General features: G+C 65.9%; 14 protein-coding genes. 6 read left to right on the top strand and 8 right to left on the bottom strand.

Going from position 1 to position 14,812, the window contains the following annotated elements; translation table 11 throughout:
- Positions 1-636, top strand: a complete 636-nt coding sequence (locus CAURIS_RS04420; protein ID WP_290343009.1) for an HNH endonuclease family protein — start codon at positions 1-3, stop codon at positions 634-636.
- Positions 637-646: 10 nt separating this feature from the next.
- On the top strand, positions 647-1,135 hold the full coding sequence (locus CAURIS_RS04415) for a DUF2269 domain-containing protein (protein WP_290343008.1): 489 nt from the start codon (positions 647-649) through the stop codon (positions 1,133-1,135).
- Positions 1,136-1,237: 102 nt separating this feature from the next.
- Here CAURIS_RS04415 and CAURIS_RS04410 read toward each other — a convergent pair whose 3' ends face one another.
- Both CAURIS_RS04410 and CAURIS_RS04405 read right to left on the bottom strand, forming a co-directional pair.
- On the bottom strand, positions 1,238-2,062 hold the full coding sequence (locus CAURIS_RS04410) for a trypsin-like serine protease (protein ID WP_290343007.1): 825 nt from the start codon (positions 2,060-2,062) through the stop codon (positions 1,238-1,240).
- A 51-nt stretch (positions 2,063-2,113) separates the two neighbouring features.
- Positions 2,114-4,105 (bottom strand): DEAD/DEAH box helicase, encoded by a 1,992-nt coding sequence (locus CAURIS_RS04405; RefSeq protein WP_290343006.1) that lies wholly within the window; start codon positions 4,103-4,105, stop codon positions 2,114-2,116.
- A gap of 172 nt (positions 4,106-4,277) precedes the next feature.
- Between CAURIS_RS04405 and CAURIS_RS04400 the strand changes: the two genes are divergently transcribed.
- The 3 genes from CAURIS_RS04400 (at position 4,278) to CAURIS_RS04390 (ending at position 8,434) form a co-directional block, all read left to right on the top strand.
- Positions 4,278-5,306 carry a DNA cytosine methyltransferase gene (locus CAURIS_RS04400; protein ID WP_290343005.1) on the top strand — a complete coding sequence of 343 codons (1,029 nt, stop codon included), beginning with the start codon at positions 4,278-4,280 and terminating at the stop codon, positions 5,304-5,306.
- Between the two features lie 27 nt (positions 5,307-5,333).
- Positions 5,334-6,242 carry a NaeI family type II restriction endonuclease gene (locus CAURIS_RS04395; protein ID WP_290343004.1) on the top strand — a complete coding sequence of 303 codons (909 nt, stop codon included), beginning with the start codon at positions 5,334-5,336 and terminating at the stop codon, positions 6,240-6,242.
- A 137-nt stretch (positions 6,243-6,379) separates the two neighbouring features.
- Positions 6,380-8,434: a bifunctional metallophosphatase/5'-nucleotidase gene (locus CAURIS_RS04390; protein ID WP_353959249.1), complete on the top strand. Its 2,055-nt coding sequence runs from the start codon at positions 6,380-6,382 to the stop codon at positions 8,432-8,434.
- A 4-nt stretch (positions 8,435-8,438) separates the two neighbouring features.
- Here the strand turns inward: CAURIS_RS04390 and CAURIS_RS04385 are convergent, their stop codons facing one another.
- The 5 genes from CAURIS_RS04385 to CAURIS_RS04365 all read right to left on the bottom strand — a co-directional run bounded on the left by CAURIS_RS04385 (position 8,439) and on the right by CAURIS_RS04365 (position 13,319).
- Positions 8,439-9,575: an ATP-binding cassette domain-containing protein gene (locus CAURIS_RS04385; RefSeq protein ID WP_290343003.1), complete on the bottom strand. Its 1,137-nt coding sequence runs from the start codon at positions 9,573-9,575 to the stop codon at positions 8,439-8,441.
- Positions 9,566-10,243, bottom strand: coding sequence for an energy-coupling factor transporter transmembrane component T family protein (locus tag CAURIS_RS04380; protein ID WP_290343002.1), 678 nt, complete (start codon positions 10,241-10,243; stop codon positions 9,566-9,568). Before CAURIS_RS04380 ends, CAURIS_RS04385 begins: the two co-directional genes overlap by 10 nt.
- Positions 10,240-11,022 carry an ECF transporter S component gene (locus CAURIS_RS04375; protein WP_290343001.1) on the bottom strand — a complete coding sequence of 261 codons (783 nt, stop codon included), beginning with the start codon at positions 11,020-11,022 and terminating at the stop codon, positions 10,240-10,242. The genes CAURIS_RS04380 and CAURIS_RS04375 overlap by 4 nt, the downstream gene beginning before the upstream one ends.
- An 84-nt stretch (positions 11,023-11,106) precedes the next feature.
- Positions 11,107-12,096, bottom strand: coding sequence for a nucleoside hydrolase (locus CAURIS_RS04370; RefSeq protein ID WP_290343000.1), 990 nt, complete (start codon positions 12,094-12,096; stop codon positions 11,107-11,109).
- A gap of 17 nt (positions 12,097-12,113) precedes the next feature.
- On the bottom strand, positions 12,114-13,319 hold the full coding sequence (locus tag CAURIS_RS04365) for an MFS transporter (RefSeq protein ID WP_290342999.1): 1,206 nt from the start codon (positions 13,317-13,319) through the stop codon (positions 12,114-12,116).
- Between the two features lie 111 nt (positions 13,320-13,430).
- Between CAURIS_RS04365 and CAURIS_RS04360 the strand changes: the two genes are divergently transcribed.
- The gene (locus CAURIS_RS04360; RefSeq protein ID WP_290342998.1) at positions 13,431-13,883 is read left to right on the top strand and encodes a hypothetical protein; all 453 of its coding nucleotides are present in this window, start codon (positions 13,431-13,433) and stop codon (positions 13,881-13,883) included.
- Between the two features lie 7 nt (positions 13,884-13,890).
- On the opposite strand, the gene CAURIS_RS04355 is transcribed toward CAURIS_RS04360, so the two are convergent.
- Positions 13,891-14,799, bottom strand: a complete 909-nt coding sequence (locus tag CAURIS_RS04355; RefSeq protein ID WP_290342997.1) for a hypothetical protein — start codon at positions 14,797-14,799, stop codon at positions 13,891-13,893.
- Positions 14,800-14,812: the final 13 nt, after the last annotated feature.

The raw sequence follows: 14,812 nt of genomic DNA, 5'->3' as shown, positions 1-14,812 counted from the left end.
ATGCGACTTCACCCGTTCACCCTCTATCTTGTCGCCCTGTGCCTGCTGACGCTCCTCGTGGTGCCGTTTCCCACCGCGGCCTCGCGCATCGAAGCACCTGCCGCCCCGCCGCGCACGACGGTGCTCGGCTACAGCCGCGAACAGTTCGGCCCCGGCTGGGCGCCTCAGCCCGGCGGATGCACCACGCGCACTGCCGCCCTCGCCAAGGCTTTCGACGCTTCCACCTGCGCCACGCCCCCGCGCGAGTGGGAGGTAGCCGCCATCGTTGACCCTTACACCGGCCACGACATCACCCCCGGCGACGTCGAGCTCGACCATCTTTTGCCCCTGTCCGCGGCGTGGGACCTCGGCGCCTACGCATGGACGGAGCACCAACGCGTGGCCTTCGCCAACGACCCACGTAACCTCGTTGTCACCTCAGCTGCCGCCAACCAGGAGAAATCGGACAAGCTGCCCAGCGAGTGGCTGCCACCCGACTGGCGGGCGCGCTGCGCCTACGCGCGGCGCCTGGTGGCCGTCGCCCGCGCATACAACCTCGCCGTGCCGCAGCCGGACCTGCGCGCCAGCCGCCGTGCCTGCTCCGGAGTAGCCGGGCTCGCCTCGCGCCGTACCTTAACTGCGGAGGCCGTGCCGTAAGGTGTGGGTCATGACCACACTGCTTATTTTCATCCACGTCGCCGCCGCGGTGCTGCTGCTCGGCCCCGTCATGGTGTCCACCTCGATGTTCCCGGGGCAGGCGTCCGCCGCCCGTGCCGGCGGGCCGGAGGAGAAGGGGCGCGCATCCATCCTGCACAAGATCACCAACCGCTACGGGCTTTTGTCCCTCCTTGTCCCGCTGCTCGGCGTAGTCGTCATGGCCGCCAACTGGGACGCCTACAGCACGAACTACTGGCTGCACACCGCGATCATTATCTCCGTCATCGCGTGGGCCATTCTGTTCTTCATGGTTATTCCGCAGCAGCGCAAGATCATGGGGAACCTCGGGGTGCTCGACCCGGCCGAGGGCGACGCGCAGGACACCACCTCCGACTTCGAGGGCGCCAAAGCCAAGGCCGCCGCGGGCGCCGGGCTGTTCAACCTGCTCTGGTTCGTCGTCCTGATCCTCATGTTCCTGCCCCACCCCGACTCCATGTAGCCGCCACTACGCATAAAGCCTGGGTCACACCCGCTATCCGTGGTGCGGCCCAGGCTTTTTTGCGTTGCTCACATGGGGGGCGATCGGCGCCCCTAACCCGGCTTAGTTGTAGGAGATGATCCCGGGGATCGCGATCGGCAGAGTGGCCACGAAGCTGAAGAACTGCGAGAACGCGGAGCGCAGGAAGTCACCCACCGGCCCCTTCGCCGAACCGCCGACTGGCAGAAGCGCATTCTGCATGTACAGGCCAAGCAGCTCCACCTCGGATACCGCGGGGCCGTCCTCCGGCAGCACACCCACGACGAAGTTGTCTGGGCCGGGCAGAGGGGTTGGGCTCGTGGCCCACATGCTGGAGATGATGCCGATGAAGCCGCGGCCCGGCACCCACATCGGCCCGCCGGAATCGCCCGGCCTGGTCAGCGGGGCGTCGACGAAGAAGGTGTTGCCCACGTTGCCGCCGTACGTGCCGCACGTGACATTTGCGCGCGTGCGGTTGGTGGTTTGGCCGAAGTAGCACACCGGCTCACCAGGCGAGACCTGCTGCGGGCGCACCCAGGGATCGCCCGTGATGCTGTTCGGGCCGATAGTGACGCCGCTATCCCACTGGATGGCCGCCCAGTCGTTGCCCAGGCGGTTGTCGTACGCCTTCGAGCGGTAGAACGTGCCCACCAGCCCGGAGCCGGTGTCGGTCGCCCGATCCACGATGCGCACCCTCGCCCCCTCATGACCGCAGTGTGCCGCGATGAAGCTGCGCCGCTTCGCTGGGTCGTTGTAGCCGACGGTGCAGTAGCCGGTGCCTTCGACGTAGACGGCGCCACCCTGGTCGATGCGGTTGAGGTTCTGGGCGTTGGCGGACGGCGCGCCCACCGTCCCCAGCGTGATCGTCAGGGCCGCGCTCACGGCGGCAATGGTGCGAAGGGCTGTCATCTCGATCCTTACATTCACGGTAAAGCGGTGGCGGGGAAATCCCCGCTGATATTAGTCGCGCCAGTCGCGGCGTCCACGTCCGCCCCGTCCGCCCCGCTCGGAGCGGTCGCCGCGGTGACCGTAACCGCCGCGGCCACGCGGGGCGCCCTTGTCGCGCTGGATGTTGATCAGCTGGCCGGAAATGCGGGTGTCCGAAAGCCGGTCGAGGACGCTGCGGTCCAGGTTTTTCGGCAGCTCCACGAGGGTGAAGTCGCCCCCGATGGTGATGCGGCCGAAGTCGCGTGAGTTCAGCCCGCCCTCGTTGGCCAGGGCACCGACAATAGCGCCGGGGCGCACGTGCTGCCGCTTACCGACGTCAAGACGGTACGTATCGAAGTTTTCACTGTCGTGATCGAAGCGGCGCCGACCCCCGCGGTCGCCGCGTTCGCGGCGATCGCGCCCGAAGCGCCCGCCCCGGTCGTCGCGGTCGAAGCGCTCCCGGTCGCGGCGGTCGCGCTTGTCCCTCGGCGGCTCCTTCATCAAAAACTCGTCGCCCGCCTGCGCCTGGGTGGCCAGCGCTGCGGCGATATCGTCCATGGGCACGTTGTTCTCGGCGGAGTACTCGCGCACCATCGCCTTAAACACCTGCAGCTCAGAGGCTTCGAGCGAGGCGGTGATGGACTCCATGAACCGCTTCTTCCGGGCCTCGTTGACCTCGTCGACAGTGGGCAGGTCCATCTCGTCGATCGTCGCGTTGGTCACCCGCTCGATGGAGCGCAGCATGCGGCGCTCGCGCGGGGTGACAAACAGGATGGCCTCGCCGGAGCGGCCCGCCCGACCGGTGCGTCCAATGCGGTGGACGTAGCTTTCCGTGTCGTTCGGGATATCGAAGTTGAGCACGTAGCTAATGCGCTCGACGTCGAGACCACGCGCGGCCACGTCGGTGGCCACCAGGATGTCGAGTCGGCCATCGCGAAGCTGATCGACCGTCCTCTCTCGCTGCTGCTGCGCGATGTCGCCGTTGATGGCGGCGGCGGAAAAGCCGCGGTCACGCAGCTTCTCGGCGATCTCCTCGGTCTCCTGCTTGGTGCGCACGAAGACGATCATCGCCTCGAAATCGGTGACTTCGAGGATGCGCGTCATGGCGTCGAGCTTGTTACGGTGCGCCGTGAACAGGTAGCGCTGCGTGATGTTGGTGTTGGTGCGCGTTTCCGACTTGACGGTAACCTCAGCCGGATCGTTCAGGTACTGCTTCGAGATGCGCCGGATGCCGTTCGGCATCGTCGCCGAAAACAGCGCGACCTGCTTATCCTCCGGGGTGTCCTCGAGGATGCGCTCGACGTCTTCCTGGAAGCCCATGTTGAGCATCTCGTCGGCCTCGTCGAGTACGAGGAAGCGCAGGTTGGAGATATCCAGCGAGCCCTTTTCCAGGTGGTCGATGACGCGGCCCGGGGTGCCGACGATGACTTGGGCGCCGCGGCGCAGGCCGGACAGCTGAATGCCGTAGGCCTGGCCGCCGTAGATCGGTAGCACGGAGATGCCGCCGAGGTGGTCCACGAAGGACTGGAACGAATCCGAGACCTGAAGCGCCAGCTCGCGCGTGGGTGCGAGTACGAGGGCCTGCGGGTAGCGGTCCTCCGGGTCAACCTGGGAAAGAATCGGCAGCGCGAACGCCGCCGTCTTGCCGGTACCCGTCTGCGCGAGGCCGACGACGTCGCGGCCCTGCATGAGAAGCGGGATCGTCTCCGCCTGGATCGGCGACGGCTGCTCGAAGCCGACCTTCTTCACGGCCTCGACGACGCGCTCGGGCAGCGTCAGCTTTTCGAAGCCGTTCGCCGACTGTGCCGAGGCGTCAGCGGAATGGGGGGTGTCAGTGGCCTCGGTATCGGCCGCAGCCTCTGCTGCGGCGTCCGTCGAGGCGCCGGTGCCCTCAGAAGTGCCCGCATCCCTGGTGCCTTTATCGGCGGCCGTATCTGCCGCGGCAGCCTGCGGGTGATCCTGAGTTTCCGACAAATTCGTATCCGGCTCAAACTCGCCGCCGGTGGCGTTTTCGGAAGTGCTCATTGTGCCCCAACACTACGCCACCGGGGGCTGTAAGACTATTCGGCGCTGCTCAGGCTCCACCATCCCTCACGGGCTATACGAGGGAACAAATGTTCTATAGCGCTAACGTCCGGCGTCTGACGGCGGGATAGTATTCTCACTAACACTCACGTCAGCAAGCAAAGGGTTTCACGTGCGCTCCAGCTTTTCGTCTTCCGGCTCCACTCCCCTCACCTCACTTGAAATCTGTGCAGGCGCGGGCGGGCAAGCTCTCGGCCTTGAAAGGGCCGGCTTTAGGCACGCAGCAGTTGTCGAGATCGATCCCTGGGCTGCCGAAACGTTGCGGCAAAACCGAGGGCCGTCCTCCCTACACCCGTGGAATGTGCTCGAAATGGATGTCCACGATTTAGACGGCTCCCCCTGGCAGGGTGAGATCGACCTTTTCGCGGGGGGCGTCCCCTGCCCGCCGTTTTCCATCGCAGGAAAGCAGCTCGGTTCGGACGACGAAAGGGACCTCTTCCCGCAGGCACTGCGGTTGATCAAAGAGATTGATCCGCGCGCTGTCATGCTTGAGAACGTCAAGGGGCTCGCGCAAAAGCGTTTCGACGCCTACAGGGCGCAAATCCTGGAGTCACTCGACGAGATGGGATACACGGCTTTTTGGGACCTGTTCCAGGCTGCCGATTTCGGCGTCCCCCAGTTGCGGCCCCGGTTTATCCTGGTAGCGCTCAAAAAGGAGATCGCAACGGAATTTGAATGGCCGCGGCCCCAGGGACACAAGGTCACCGTTGGTGAGGCCCTGCACCCGCTCATGGCTGAACGGGGCTGGCCCGGGGCAGAAGGCTGGGCGCTTTCCGCCTCGTCCGTGGCCCCCACGCTGGTGGGGGGTTCCAAAAAGCACGGTGGGGCCGACGTCGGCCCCACGCGCGCGAAAGAAGCCTGGCGGAAGCTCGGCGTAAAGGGGACGTCGATCGCCGAAGAATCCCCCGGGCCCGACTTCCCGATTGCCGATCCGGAAAACCTTCCGCGCCTTACCGTTCGGATGGGCGGGGTAATCCAGGGCTTTCCCGACGACTGGAAATGGGCCGGGGGCAAGACCGCGCAGTGGAGGCAGGTAGGAAACGCATTTCCCCCTCCGGTGGCAGAAGCTATTGGGAGGTCGATCAAGCAGGTTCTGGCGCGGCCCGAAAACGGTTCCGGGTCCTCCCGAATCAGCGCCTAAACACTCAGCCCCGCCTATAATGGCGGGGTGCAGCCAGACGATCCGATGCCCTATGCCCTCGCGGAACATTTCCGCTCCTGCATTCCGGAAGGCGAGGCCATGGGGCGGGTATTCCGCGAGACCTTTGACCAGGCCTACGATGGTCAGAACACAGGTAGGTTTCGGCCCTCCGATTTGAGCAAAACGGAACTAGCCCACATCGGGTCTCTACTCGAAATCAACATTCGGCGCACTTTCAGCGACCTCATCTCAGACGGGGACTCAATGGATTTCAAGATCCTTGGGGCGGACGTTGACTGCAAATACTCGAAGCTCCCCTTCGGCTGGATGATCCCTAACGAAGCTCTCGGCCACTACGTCATGCTGTGCCACGCGAACGAGGAGTTATCCACCTTCAGAGTCGGTTTTCTCAAGATCACGCCGGAACTTCTCAACCGCGGCGCAAACCGCGACCAGAAACGGACACTCAACGCTCTAGGCAGATCTTCCATCGCCTGGGCGTGGCTCGACCAGAACTATCCGAAGAACATCCTCCTACAGCTAGATCCCGAAATCGTCGACACCATCATGTCGCCCACCTCTGGGCAACAGCGCCTTAATAACCTCTTTTTGCATGTGCAACAAGAGCTCATCCCCCGGGGCGTCGTCTACACCGTCGCCCAGCAGAAAGACTCCATGAAGCGACTACGCGCCAACGGCGGGTCGCGGTCCCACCTCGCTCCCATGGGCATCCTTATCCTGGGGGATTACAAAGGACACCAACGAATTGCGCGAGACCTGGGCCTACCCGTATGCACCAAAGGCGACAGCCTCGCAGTTCGCGTAGTCCGGGCTGAGCACGACTACGCGGGGCCCAAGACGGAAATTAACGGAACATTCTGGCGTATCGCGAAACCCGAGGATCCCATCGAGCCCGCCCCTATCGCGCCTCGCTAGAAACCGCGCCCCGACTGCACGAGCAAAACGCTTTTTCTTTTCTTCATTGAGCGTTCAACCGTCACGCCCCTGTGCGCAACCTTGCCCCAATATGGTCACAATCGCACATTTTCCTGTACGCCCCGAAAGGACCTCCCGTGCGATTCCGCTCTCACCTGACCGCCGTCGCTGTGACGTCGGTAAGCGCCCTAGCTCTCTCTGGCCTCCCTATTGCCCACGCCCAAACGGGCGTCGAGTTCACCATTTCAAACTTCACGGACTTTCACGGCCGCTGGGCGAAGAATGAAAGTAATAATGTTCCCGGTGCAGTCGCGCTGAAGTGCGCTATCGACAAGGCCGGCGAAGGAAAGCCACAGGCTATTACCTCGTCGGGCGACAACATTGGGGCCTCGCCCTTCGAGTCCATGTTGCTGAACGATGCACCCACCATCGGCGTCCTGAACGCAATGGGCCTGGACGTCACCGCCGTCGGCAACCACGAGTTTGACAAGGGAGCCGCTGACCTGACCGATCGCGTCGTTCCGGACTCGGATTTCCCGCACCTGGCGGCTAACGCGGAGGGGCTCAAGAAGGACGGCGAGAAGCTCAAGGACTACCACATCATGGACCTCGGCGGAGTCAAGGTAGCCTTCATTGGCGCGGTCACCGACGATATGCCCGGACTTGTGTCCCCCGCTGGTATCGCAGGGATCACCTGGCACGACCCTGTCGCAAGCATTAACAAGATCGCGAACGAACTCACCGAGGACGGGAAAGCTGACGTCGTCATTGCTCTCCCCCACGAAGGAAATATCCCCGCCACCGCCTGGTCTGAGAACGTTGACGCCGTGTTCATGGGCCACACGCACGAGTACGTCGAGCAGTTCAACTCGACCCCGATCATCTTCCAGGCGGGCGAGTACTCCAAAGGCCTGGCCAATATCGATTTTTCCTACGACAAGGAAACCGACGCGCTGACAGTGCAGAAGGCGGAGCTGCTCCGCGCCGAGCAGATCTCCCAATGCGACACGCCTTACCCGGAAATCCAGAAGATTATCAACGACGCCATGAAGACGGCAGGTGCTGCAGGACAGCGCGTCATCGGCGTCCTCGACGAGCCGATCTACCGAGGTGCCAACGAGGGCAAAGAACCGGGCTCCAACCGCGGCGTGGAATCGCAGCTGAACAACCTCATCGCGAACTCCTACAGATGGGGGGTGGCACAACGCACCGATATCACGCCGGACATCGGAATTATGAACTCCGGCGGCGTCCGGGCTGACCTCCTCGCCGGTGACGTCACGCTCAGGAACGCGCAGGAAGTGCAGCCGTTCGACGGCGACATCACTTATACCACCCTGAAGGGTGCGGACTTCATCGAGGCGCTCGAGCAGCAGTGGCAAACAGAAGAAGGAGCGCGGCCTTTCCTCGCCCTCGGTGTCTCCGACAACGTTGCGTACACATACGACCCGAACAAGAACCGCGGTGAACGCATCACCCAGGTGCTCGTAGACGGCACGCCGCTCGACCCGAACGCGGACTACATCGTCGCCGGCCCTTCATACATCCTTGGAGGCGGCGACAAATTCACAGCCTTTACCAAGGGCACCCCTCTCGCAGCACTAGGAGTGAAGGACCTAGAAATTTTCGTCGACTACCTTGAGTCTTTCCTCGGTGAGGGTGACGCGCCGGGTCCACGGAGTGGGCAATCCAACGTCGGCGTGAGCTACGAGCAGCCGCTCGTAGCCGGACGCGAGGCGACGATCCACCTCACGTCGCTGATTTACACAATGGGCGAAACCGCCACCACCGTCACAATCGAGCTCGGCGGAGCAAAAAAGACCGTGGACATTGACCCCGATTTCGGACCCGACGGGTACAACGAAGCGGGTAAGGCCACCGTCGCCCTCGCCCTGCCCGCCGAAGCCGTGGGCAACCAGAACCTGCGCATCACGACGGACGCCGGCACCGACATCTCCGTTCCGGTGACCGTTCACGCGCCCGGTGCTTCCGAATCTTCTTCGAACGGGTCCGCTGAACACGGATCGTCACAGGTCGGCTCGTCCGCATTTGCCGCGGGTTCCGCCGTCGGGAGCTTTGCCACCGTGGCGGCCATCGTCGGGGCCCTTTTCGCTGCGATCGGTGGTTTGCTGACGATCCAGCCGCAGCTGCTCGACCTGCTGCGCAACAACGTCCCCGGCTTCCCGCTGTAAGACGCTAAAGCGCAAGCTTTTCGACGCCCGCGTAGCGCCCCACTTCCCCGACGAAGCTCTCGTCGTGACACGTCAGCACCACAGCCGCCCCGCGGCGCAGACCGGCGGCGATCTCCGCGTGGGCGGCGGCACGGCCGGAGGCGTCGAGGCCGACGTCGGGCTCGTCGAGGAGCACGAGCGGGCGGTGCTGGGCGAAGACCTGGGCCAACTGAGCCAGCCTCAAGTTGCGCGCCGACAGGTCGAGCGGGTGCTCCCCCGGGTCGAACCCCCTCTCGCGCGCCAGCTGCTCCGAACCCACGAACTGCCCGACCGTTGCCTCGGCAACCTGGTCCGCGGCGCGCTGCAGCGCCAACGAGGCGGGCACGCGGGGGGCGGGCGCGCCGTCGAGGCCGGCGAGCGCGCGCAGAAGCGAAGTCTTGCCGGAGCCGTTGCCGCCCTGAAGCCACACCACCGCCCCGGGGCGCGCGGGAACGCGGACGGGGTCGAGGACGAACTCCGGCTGCGGGCGGGGCTTGAACCAGCGCCTTTTCCCCCCGCCGCGGCGCGCGCCGACCTCGCCGAGGTCAAGCGGGGCGCCCGCGGCGTGCACCGGCTGCGGCAGCTGAAGGGGCGCGAGAGGGGGTGTGGTGGCGGTGAGGGTGGCGTCGAGAAGCGAAAGGCGCGTGCCCCCGACCTCCTCGACGAACTCGTGGCCGAGAAGAACCACCCGCGATTGCGTAGAGCGCAGGTGGGCGGCGAGGCGGGAGGTGGAGTCCGCGTCGAGGCCTGCGAAAGGCTCGTCGAGGACGAGGGTCTCGGGCTCAAGGACCGCGACGCACGCGAAGGCGAGCCTGCGGGTCTGCCCGCCGGATAACGTCGCGGGGTTGCGCTCCGCGAGCTCGGCCAGGTCGGAAACGGCGAGCATGCGCTCGGCCCGGCGCTGCATCTCGGCGGGCGCTACTCCCCGCTGCTCGAGGCCGATGCAGACTTCCTCGATCACCGTCTCCCGCAAGAAACTGACGTGCGCCACCGCGTCCTGGCGCATGACCGCAACGCCCGGCAGGCGCTCATGGAGGGTGCGAGCACAAAGGCTCAGGCCCGCGCCGGACTCCCCGACAACCTGAACCACGCGGCCCGCCCCCTCAATCAGGCTTACATCCACACGACCACCGCCACCGCGCCGAGGGGTGCGAGCCAGCGCACGACCCGTTGAAGCATTGAGTCGGGGGCCGGGCGCAGCACCGTGCGCGCGCCGGGCAGGTCGTACCCGGCGGTTTCCAGCGCGAACCCCCGGTTCGCTCCCCCGGTCAGCAGCTCGGCGAGCACGGGGAGAACCATGTGCGGCACAACCGTGCGCACACCGATGCGCCTGCCGCGCAACCTATTTGCCTCGCGCACAACCCCCGCCGTGCGCGCCCCCTGCGGCAGGAGCTGCAATGCCGAGCCCGCGATGTAGGCCAAACGGTTCCCGCCGGGCGCGACCTGTAGCGCCTTGACCAGGTCGGGGATGCTCACGAACGTCATCGCGCCGATGAAACACGACATCAGCGCGGCGAAGCGGAGGCTCAGACTCCCCGCCACGGCGAGACCGTCGGCGGTGATGAGCGGGGCGATGGGCTCGGCGCCGAAGGGGGCGTGGATGAGGGCCATCGACGCCGCCGCGGGCAGGCTCAGGGCCGCCACGGCGGCCACAACGGAGAGGCCCCTGGCCCGGATCGTGCCCGCCACGAGCGCCACCGCGACCACTGCGGCGGAAAACGCGGGGAGATTGACCCCCAGCACCAGGATCCAGCCCGAGGCCGCCAGCGACAGAGCCGTCAGCGGGTTCACGGCGTGGCGCTTTCCTCCAACGGGGCGAAGGAGCGCACCATCCGCTTCGGCATCGCCTTCATCGCTCCGAAGACGATGAGCATGACCAGGATCTTGTCCAGCGGGTCGGAGATGAAGGACTGGAACGTCACGGATTCCAGAAGGGACGCCCCCATCTCGCGGAAGAGCGTCACCACGGCTCCGGTGCCCAGGCCCGCGGTTCCGCCGTAGACAAAGGCGGCGACGGGGGCGGCGACAACACCGCCTATGAGGCCGAGGAGCGCGCCGTAGAGCACGACGAAGCCGACGTTGCGGAAGGCGCGCAGCGCGTGGATGAACACGCCGGCGAGGAAGCCCACCAGGGCGGCGCCGGCGGCGAACGGCAGCGCGGCGGGCGTGAGCAGGCCCCACACCACGTTGTTGAGCGCGCCGGTGGCCATCCCGGCGACCGGCCCGGCCAGCGCAGCGACGAGCACGGTGCCGATGGTGTCGAGGTAAAGGGGCACACCGATCGAACCGACGATCTGGCCGATGACGGAGTTAATGATCATCGCGATCGGGATCAGCCCGATCGTGCGCGCCGGTAGGATCGGCAGCGTCGCGGCGAGCAGCAGAACGGTGCCGACCCCGTAACCCGCCAGGGTGATCAGGCCTTCGCGGGAGGAGGTCACGCTCTCCCAGTCGGTCGGGCGGACCAGGACGATGTAGAGCCAGGTTGCGAAAATAATCGCGGCGCCGACGCCAACGAGGGCTTTGCGGGCGGGCGTCCACCGGTCCCCGGCGTGGGTGACATGCGACATGAAAAACTCCTGCGGGCAGGTCGACGAGGGCCCACCTATGTCACCTCGGCGGGCAGGAACGCCAGACAGCCTAGCAGGCGGGGGCTAGTCCTCGGCACGCGCGTGGCGGACGCTGTCGAGGCCGCCCCCGAAAAAGCGCGCGTGTACCCCGCACGCCCGATCGAACTCGGCCCAGGCCTTGTCGACGTCGACACGCGTCACTACCTCGGCATTCGGCTCGCGCTCCCAGACGTCGCGCAGGTCGGCAACCGTGGTTCCACGCATGAGTTCGGAATCAGCTTCAACGTCGATGGCGGTCAGGGTGGCGTCGTAAGGCACCGTGCCAAGGGCGACCTCGCAGGCGAGCAGGTCGTGGATCTGCGCGCGGTAGCCCTCGCCGACCTCCTCGTGGAACTCGAAGTAGAAGCGCACGATGTCCGGCAGCTGCGCAGCGATGGGGGCAGGGCCAAGCTTCTCGACGACCTCCTCAAGCGCTCCGGGTTCCAGCAGCATCTTCTCCGTCACTCCCAGCGAACACACCGTGGTCGGCAGCGCGGCGGACGCGAATACCTCCTTGGCGGCGTGCGGGTCGACCCAGATGTTCCACTCCGCCGTCGGGGTGGTGTTGCCCGGGTAGTTGAACGCCCCACCCATGACGGTGATGTGGGTGAGCTCCGAAAAATGCCGCGGGTGAAGGCGTCGAAACGCGGCGAGGTTCGTCAGCGGACCGGTGACGATGAGGTGCAGGTCGTCCGTCCCCCGCTCGATCGCGTCGACCCAGAGGGCATCCCAATCGCTCTCCACGTAGCGCTCGGGGGCGCGGGCGTATCCCAGACCCGTCTCCCCGTGCGTCTCCGGGGTGGTGGTCAGCTCGCAGGCGATAGGCTGCGGTTCCCCGGCGGCGACGGGGATGGTGCGCAAGCCGCACAGGCCGAGAACCCAGGCTGCGTTGACCGCACACTGCGTGGCCTCGACGTTGCCGGAGGTGGTGGTCACCGCCTCCAGCTCGATCCGGCCCTCGTGGTGGGCCGCGGTGAGATAGATCAGCGCCAGGGTGTCGTCGATGCCCGGGTCGCAGTCGAAGAGGACGCGCATTCTTACTCCTTCATGCGTTAATCGTGGCGTGTGCCTGTCTCTTTTCCGTGCACAGCCCACGTGAGCAGCGACACGAGAGCGATCACGCCGCAGGAGGCGAACGCTGCAGCGAAACCGAACTTTTCCGCGAGCATACCGGCCGCGATTGGGGCGACGATCGCGCCCGCATCCTGCGTCATCTGGAACGTGGACAACACCTTGCCCGCTGAGCGGTCGTTGCCGATGATGTCCGCCAAAGTTGCCTGCTGCGCCGGGTTCATCAGCCCGCCGCCGATGCCGGCGAGCACGGAGACGATAATGAGGGACCAAAACGTCGTAGCAAAGCCCATCAGCCCGGTGAACACCGCGATGGCCGCCAGGCCCGCGAGGATCAGCGGCTTGCGCCCGACTGCGTCCGCCAGGGCGCCGGAAAACTGCAGTGTGACGGCCGTTCCCACGGCGAACGCTGTGAGAGCCAGGCCCGCCGCGGCCTCGCCGTGGGCAAACACGCTGGCGGCGAACAGCGGCAGAACCGCGACCCTGACCCCCATGTTCGCCCACCCGTTGGTAAAGCCCGACGTCAGTGCGCTCTGGTACGTCGGTGAGGCCAGCGCCTCCCGCAGTGGCATCGCCGGCAGCTTCGGCGGCAGGACCGCCCTCCGGCTCGAGCGCGCCGTGCCTGCCCAGACGACCACGACGGCCAGCGCGATGAGGACACCGTAAATGGCGAAGGGCGGCCGGAACCCCAAAAAGGACAGCGCGGCGCCGATGACCGGGCCAAAGATGCTTCCCAGCAGGAAGGCCGAGGCATACAGCGCGTTGGCGCGTCCCCGGATGCTCGGGTGCGTCACGCGCACGATGAGTGCCTGGGCGGACAACGTGAACATAGTCGAGCCGAACCCCGCGATGAAGCGCAGCGCGAAGATGTGCCAATACGCCTGGGCGAAGGCGACCATGAAGGTCGACACAGCGACGATGAGCAACCCGGTCAGATAGACGGGACGCGAACCGAACCTGTCCACCAGCAGTCCGGCGCCGGGCGCTCCGATCACGCGCGCGGCGGCAAAAACCGAGACCACGGCCCCTGCGGCCGCCATCGATACCCCGAAGCTCTGGCTGAACTGCGGGAGGATCGGGGCGATGAAACCGTAGCCGAGCGCGATGACGAATGCCGCAGCCGCCAGTACATGAATCGCAGTGGGAATGCGGGGCCGCGTGGCGGCCGAAGAATGCTCAGTGCCCATGACGCTTCCACCCTATCCCTCGGGCCAGCGAAGGTACTCCGGCGGCCCTATTGGAACATGTGTTCGACGCGTTCGAACGGTGTGTCGAACACACGCCCTAGTGTCACACGCATGACACACAACCTTGCCCGCACCATTACCATCCGCCACCCGGAGATCCTCAGCGCCCTGCGCAGCATCATCCGGCACCCGCGCTCGCTCGCGCGCCCGGGTGCCTCGTGGCGCCCTCCCCTCAAGACGCTTCCCCGGGTCGACGGCGCGGAGCTCACCGTCGCCGTCACCCGCCGCCGAGTCGGCCCCCGCGCCCGGGCCCGCGTTCGGGGCTACGGCGAAACCCACACGCCCGCCTACATCATCGAGCTGCGCCTGACGGACAGCTCCGGGCTACGCGCCGAACCACGCACCACGGAAGCCTGGGTTCGCGCGCTCATCCCCGCCGAGCACATCGGGGCCGTGCACGAAATACCAGGGCCCCGCGCCACGAGCTACGTCTGGCTCACAGACGCCGCCTACACCCCCGTGCGCTCCCCCGCCTCCATGTTCGAGGGCCTGCAGGCGGCCTGAGATGCACCTACACCTCGTCGATATCGGAGGGTTCGCGCGCCGGGTCGATCTCGGTCTCCGTGTCACGGCTCGCCGAGGCGGCATCTTCCTCCCCGTCTTCCCCGTCCTCCCCGTCTTCCCCGTCCTCGCCGTCTTCTTCGTCAACTTCCTCGGGAAGGTCTTCTTCCAGGCCCGGGCCGTCGTCTTCGCCGAAGATGTCGTACACGTCCGGCTCGTCGAAGTCGTCCTCCACGGGCAGCAGCTGCGACTCCCAGTCCTCCGCCTGGTCCGCGGCGAGCGAGAGGACGTCGAAAAGCCTGTCAAAATCCGCGAACGTGCCCAGGTTCAGCACCTCCGCCTCGGAAATGGCCTCGTCGTGGATCGTCTCAAAAAGGCGGGCACGATCCTCGTCCGTGAGCTCTGCCTCGCCGTCGGATTCCCAGAGCTCGCCGATGGCGTCGTCCATGAGCTCGTCATAGTTGTCCGACAGTGCCACAAACGACACTGCGGCGCACGGCTCACCGTCGACGACCTCCACCAAAACCTGCAGCTCAGCGTTTTCTCCCACCTCCGCGCGGACGAGCTGGCTGTTGACGCCGTCTTGGAAGAACTCGAGGTCCGCGATCCTTTCATCGGTTCCTTCGAGCAGGTCTCGCAGGACCGTGACCACCTCGTCTGTGGCAACGTGCTCGGCAACGGTGGCAACGGCGGCTTCCGTCGAGAACACCACCGCGACGAGGACCGCTTCGAACTCCTCGTCGTCCTCGTCCACGTCCGCCGCCGCGATGTACACGTTCGCGGCCGGCAGGTGCGGGTCGATCTCGACAAACTGGATCTCCACGTCCGCCGTGATCGGGACGAACATGGTCTCGTCGTGCACTCGCGATTCGATGCCCTCGCGGTCAAGGGCGGCGGCGATGTCCTCGAAAAAGCTCATGGCGCACCAAAGT

The sequence above is a fragment of the Corynebacterium auris genome, assembly GCF_030408575.1.
GTDB classification, from domain to species: Bacteria; Actinomycetota; Actinomycetes; order Mycobacteriales; family Mycobacteriaceae; genus Corynebacterium; species Corynebacterium auris.
Note: the sequence above shows the minus strand (reverse complement) of the source record. Positions and strands in the feature narration are given on the sequence as shown.

What these genes read in the sequence shown, in the direction of transcription:
- CAURIS_RS04420 (WP_290343009.1), top strand. Translation starts at nt 1, where the DNA reads ATGCGACTTCACCCGTTCACCCTCTATCTTGTCGCCCTGTGCCTGCTG.
- CAURIS_RS04370 (WP_290343000.1), bottom strand. Translation starts at nt 12,096, where the DNA reads ATGCGCGTCCTCTTCGACTGCGACCCGGGCATCGACGACACCCTGGCG.
- CAURIS_RS04360 (WP_290342998.1), top strand. Translation starts at nt 13,431, where the DNA reads ATGACACACAACCTTGCCCGCACCATTACCATCCGCCACCCGGAGATC.
- CAURIS_RS04405 (WP_290343006.1), bottom strand. Translation starts at nt 4,105, where the DNA reads ATGAGCACTTCCGAAAACGCCACCGGCGGCGAGTTTGAGCCGGATACG.
- CAURIS_RS04375 (WP_290343001.1), bottom strand. Translation starts at nt 11,022, where the DNA reads ATGTCGCATGTCACCCACGCCGGGGACCGGTGGACGCCCGCCCGCAAA.
- CAURIS_RS04355 (WP_290342997.1), bottom strand. Translation starts at nt 14,799, where the DNA reads ATGAGCTTTTTCGAGGACATCGCCGCCGCCCTTGACCGCGAGGGCATC.
- CAURIS_RS04365 (WP_290342999.1), bottom strand. Translation starts at nt 13,319, where the DNA reads ATGGGCACTGAGCATTCTTCGGCCGCCACGCGGCCCCGCATTCCCACT.
- CAURIS_RS04410 (WP_290343007.1), bottom strand. Translation starts at nt 2,062, where the DNA reads ATGACAGCCCTTCGCACCATTGCCGCCGTGAGCGCGGCCCTGACGATC.
- CAURIS_RS04415 (WP_290343008.1), top strand. Translation starts at nt 647, where the DNA reads ATGACCACACTGCTTATTTTCATCCACGTCGCCGCCGCGGTGCTGCTG.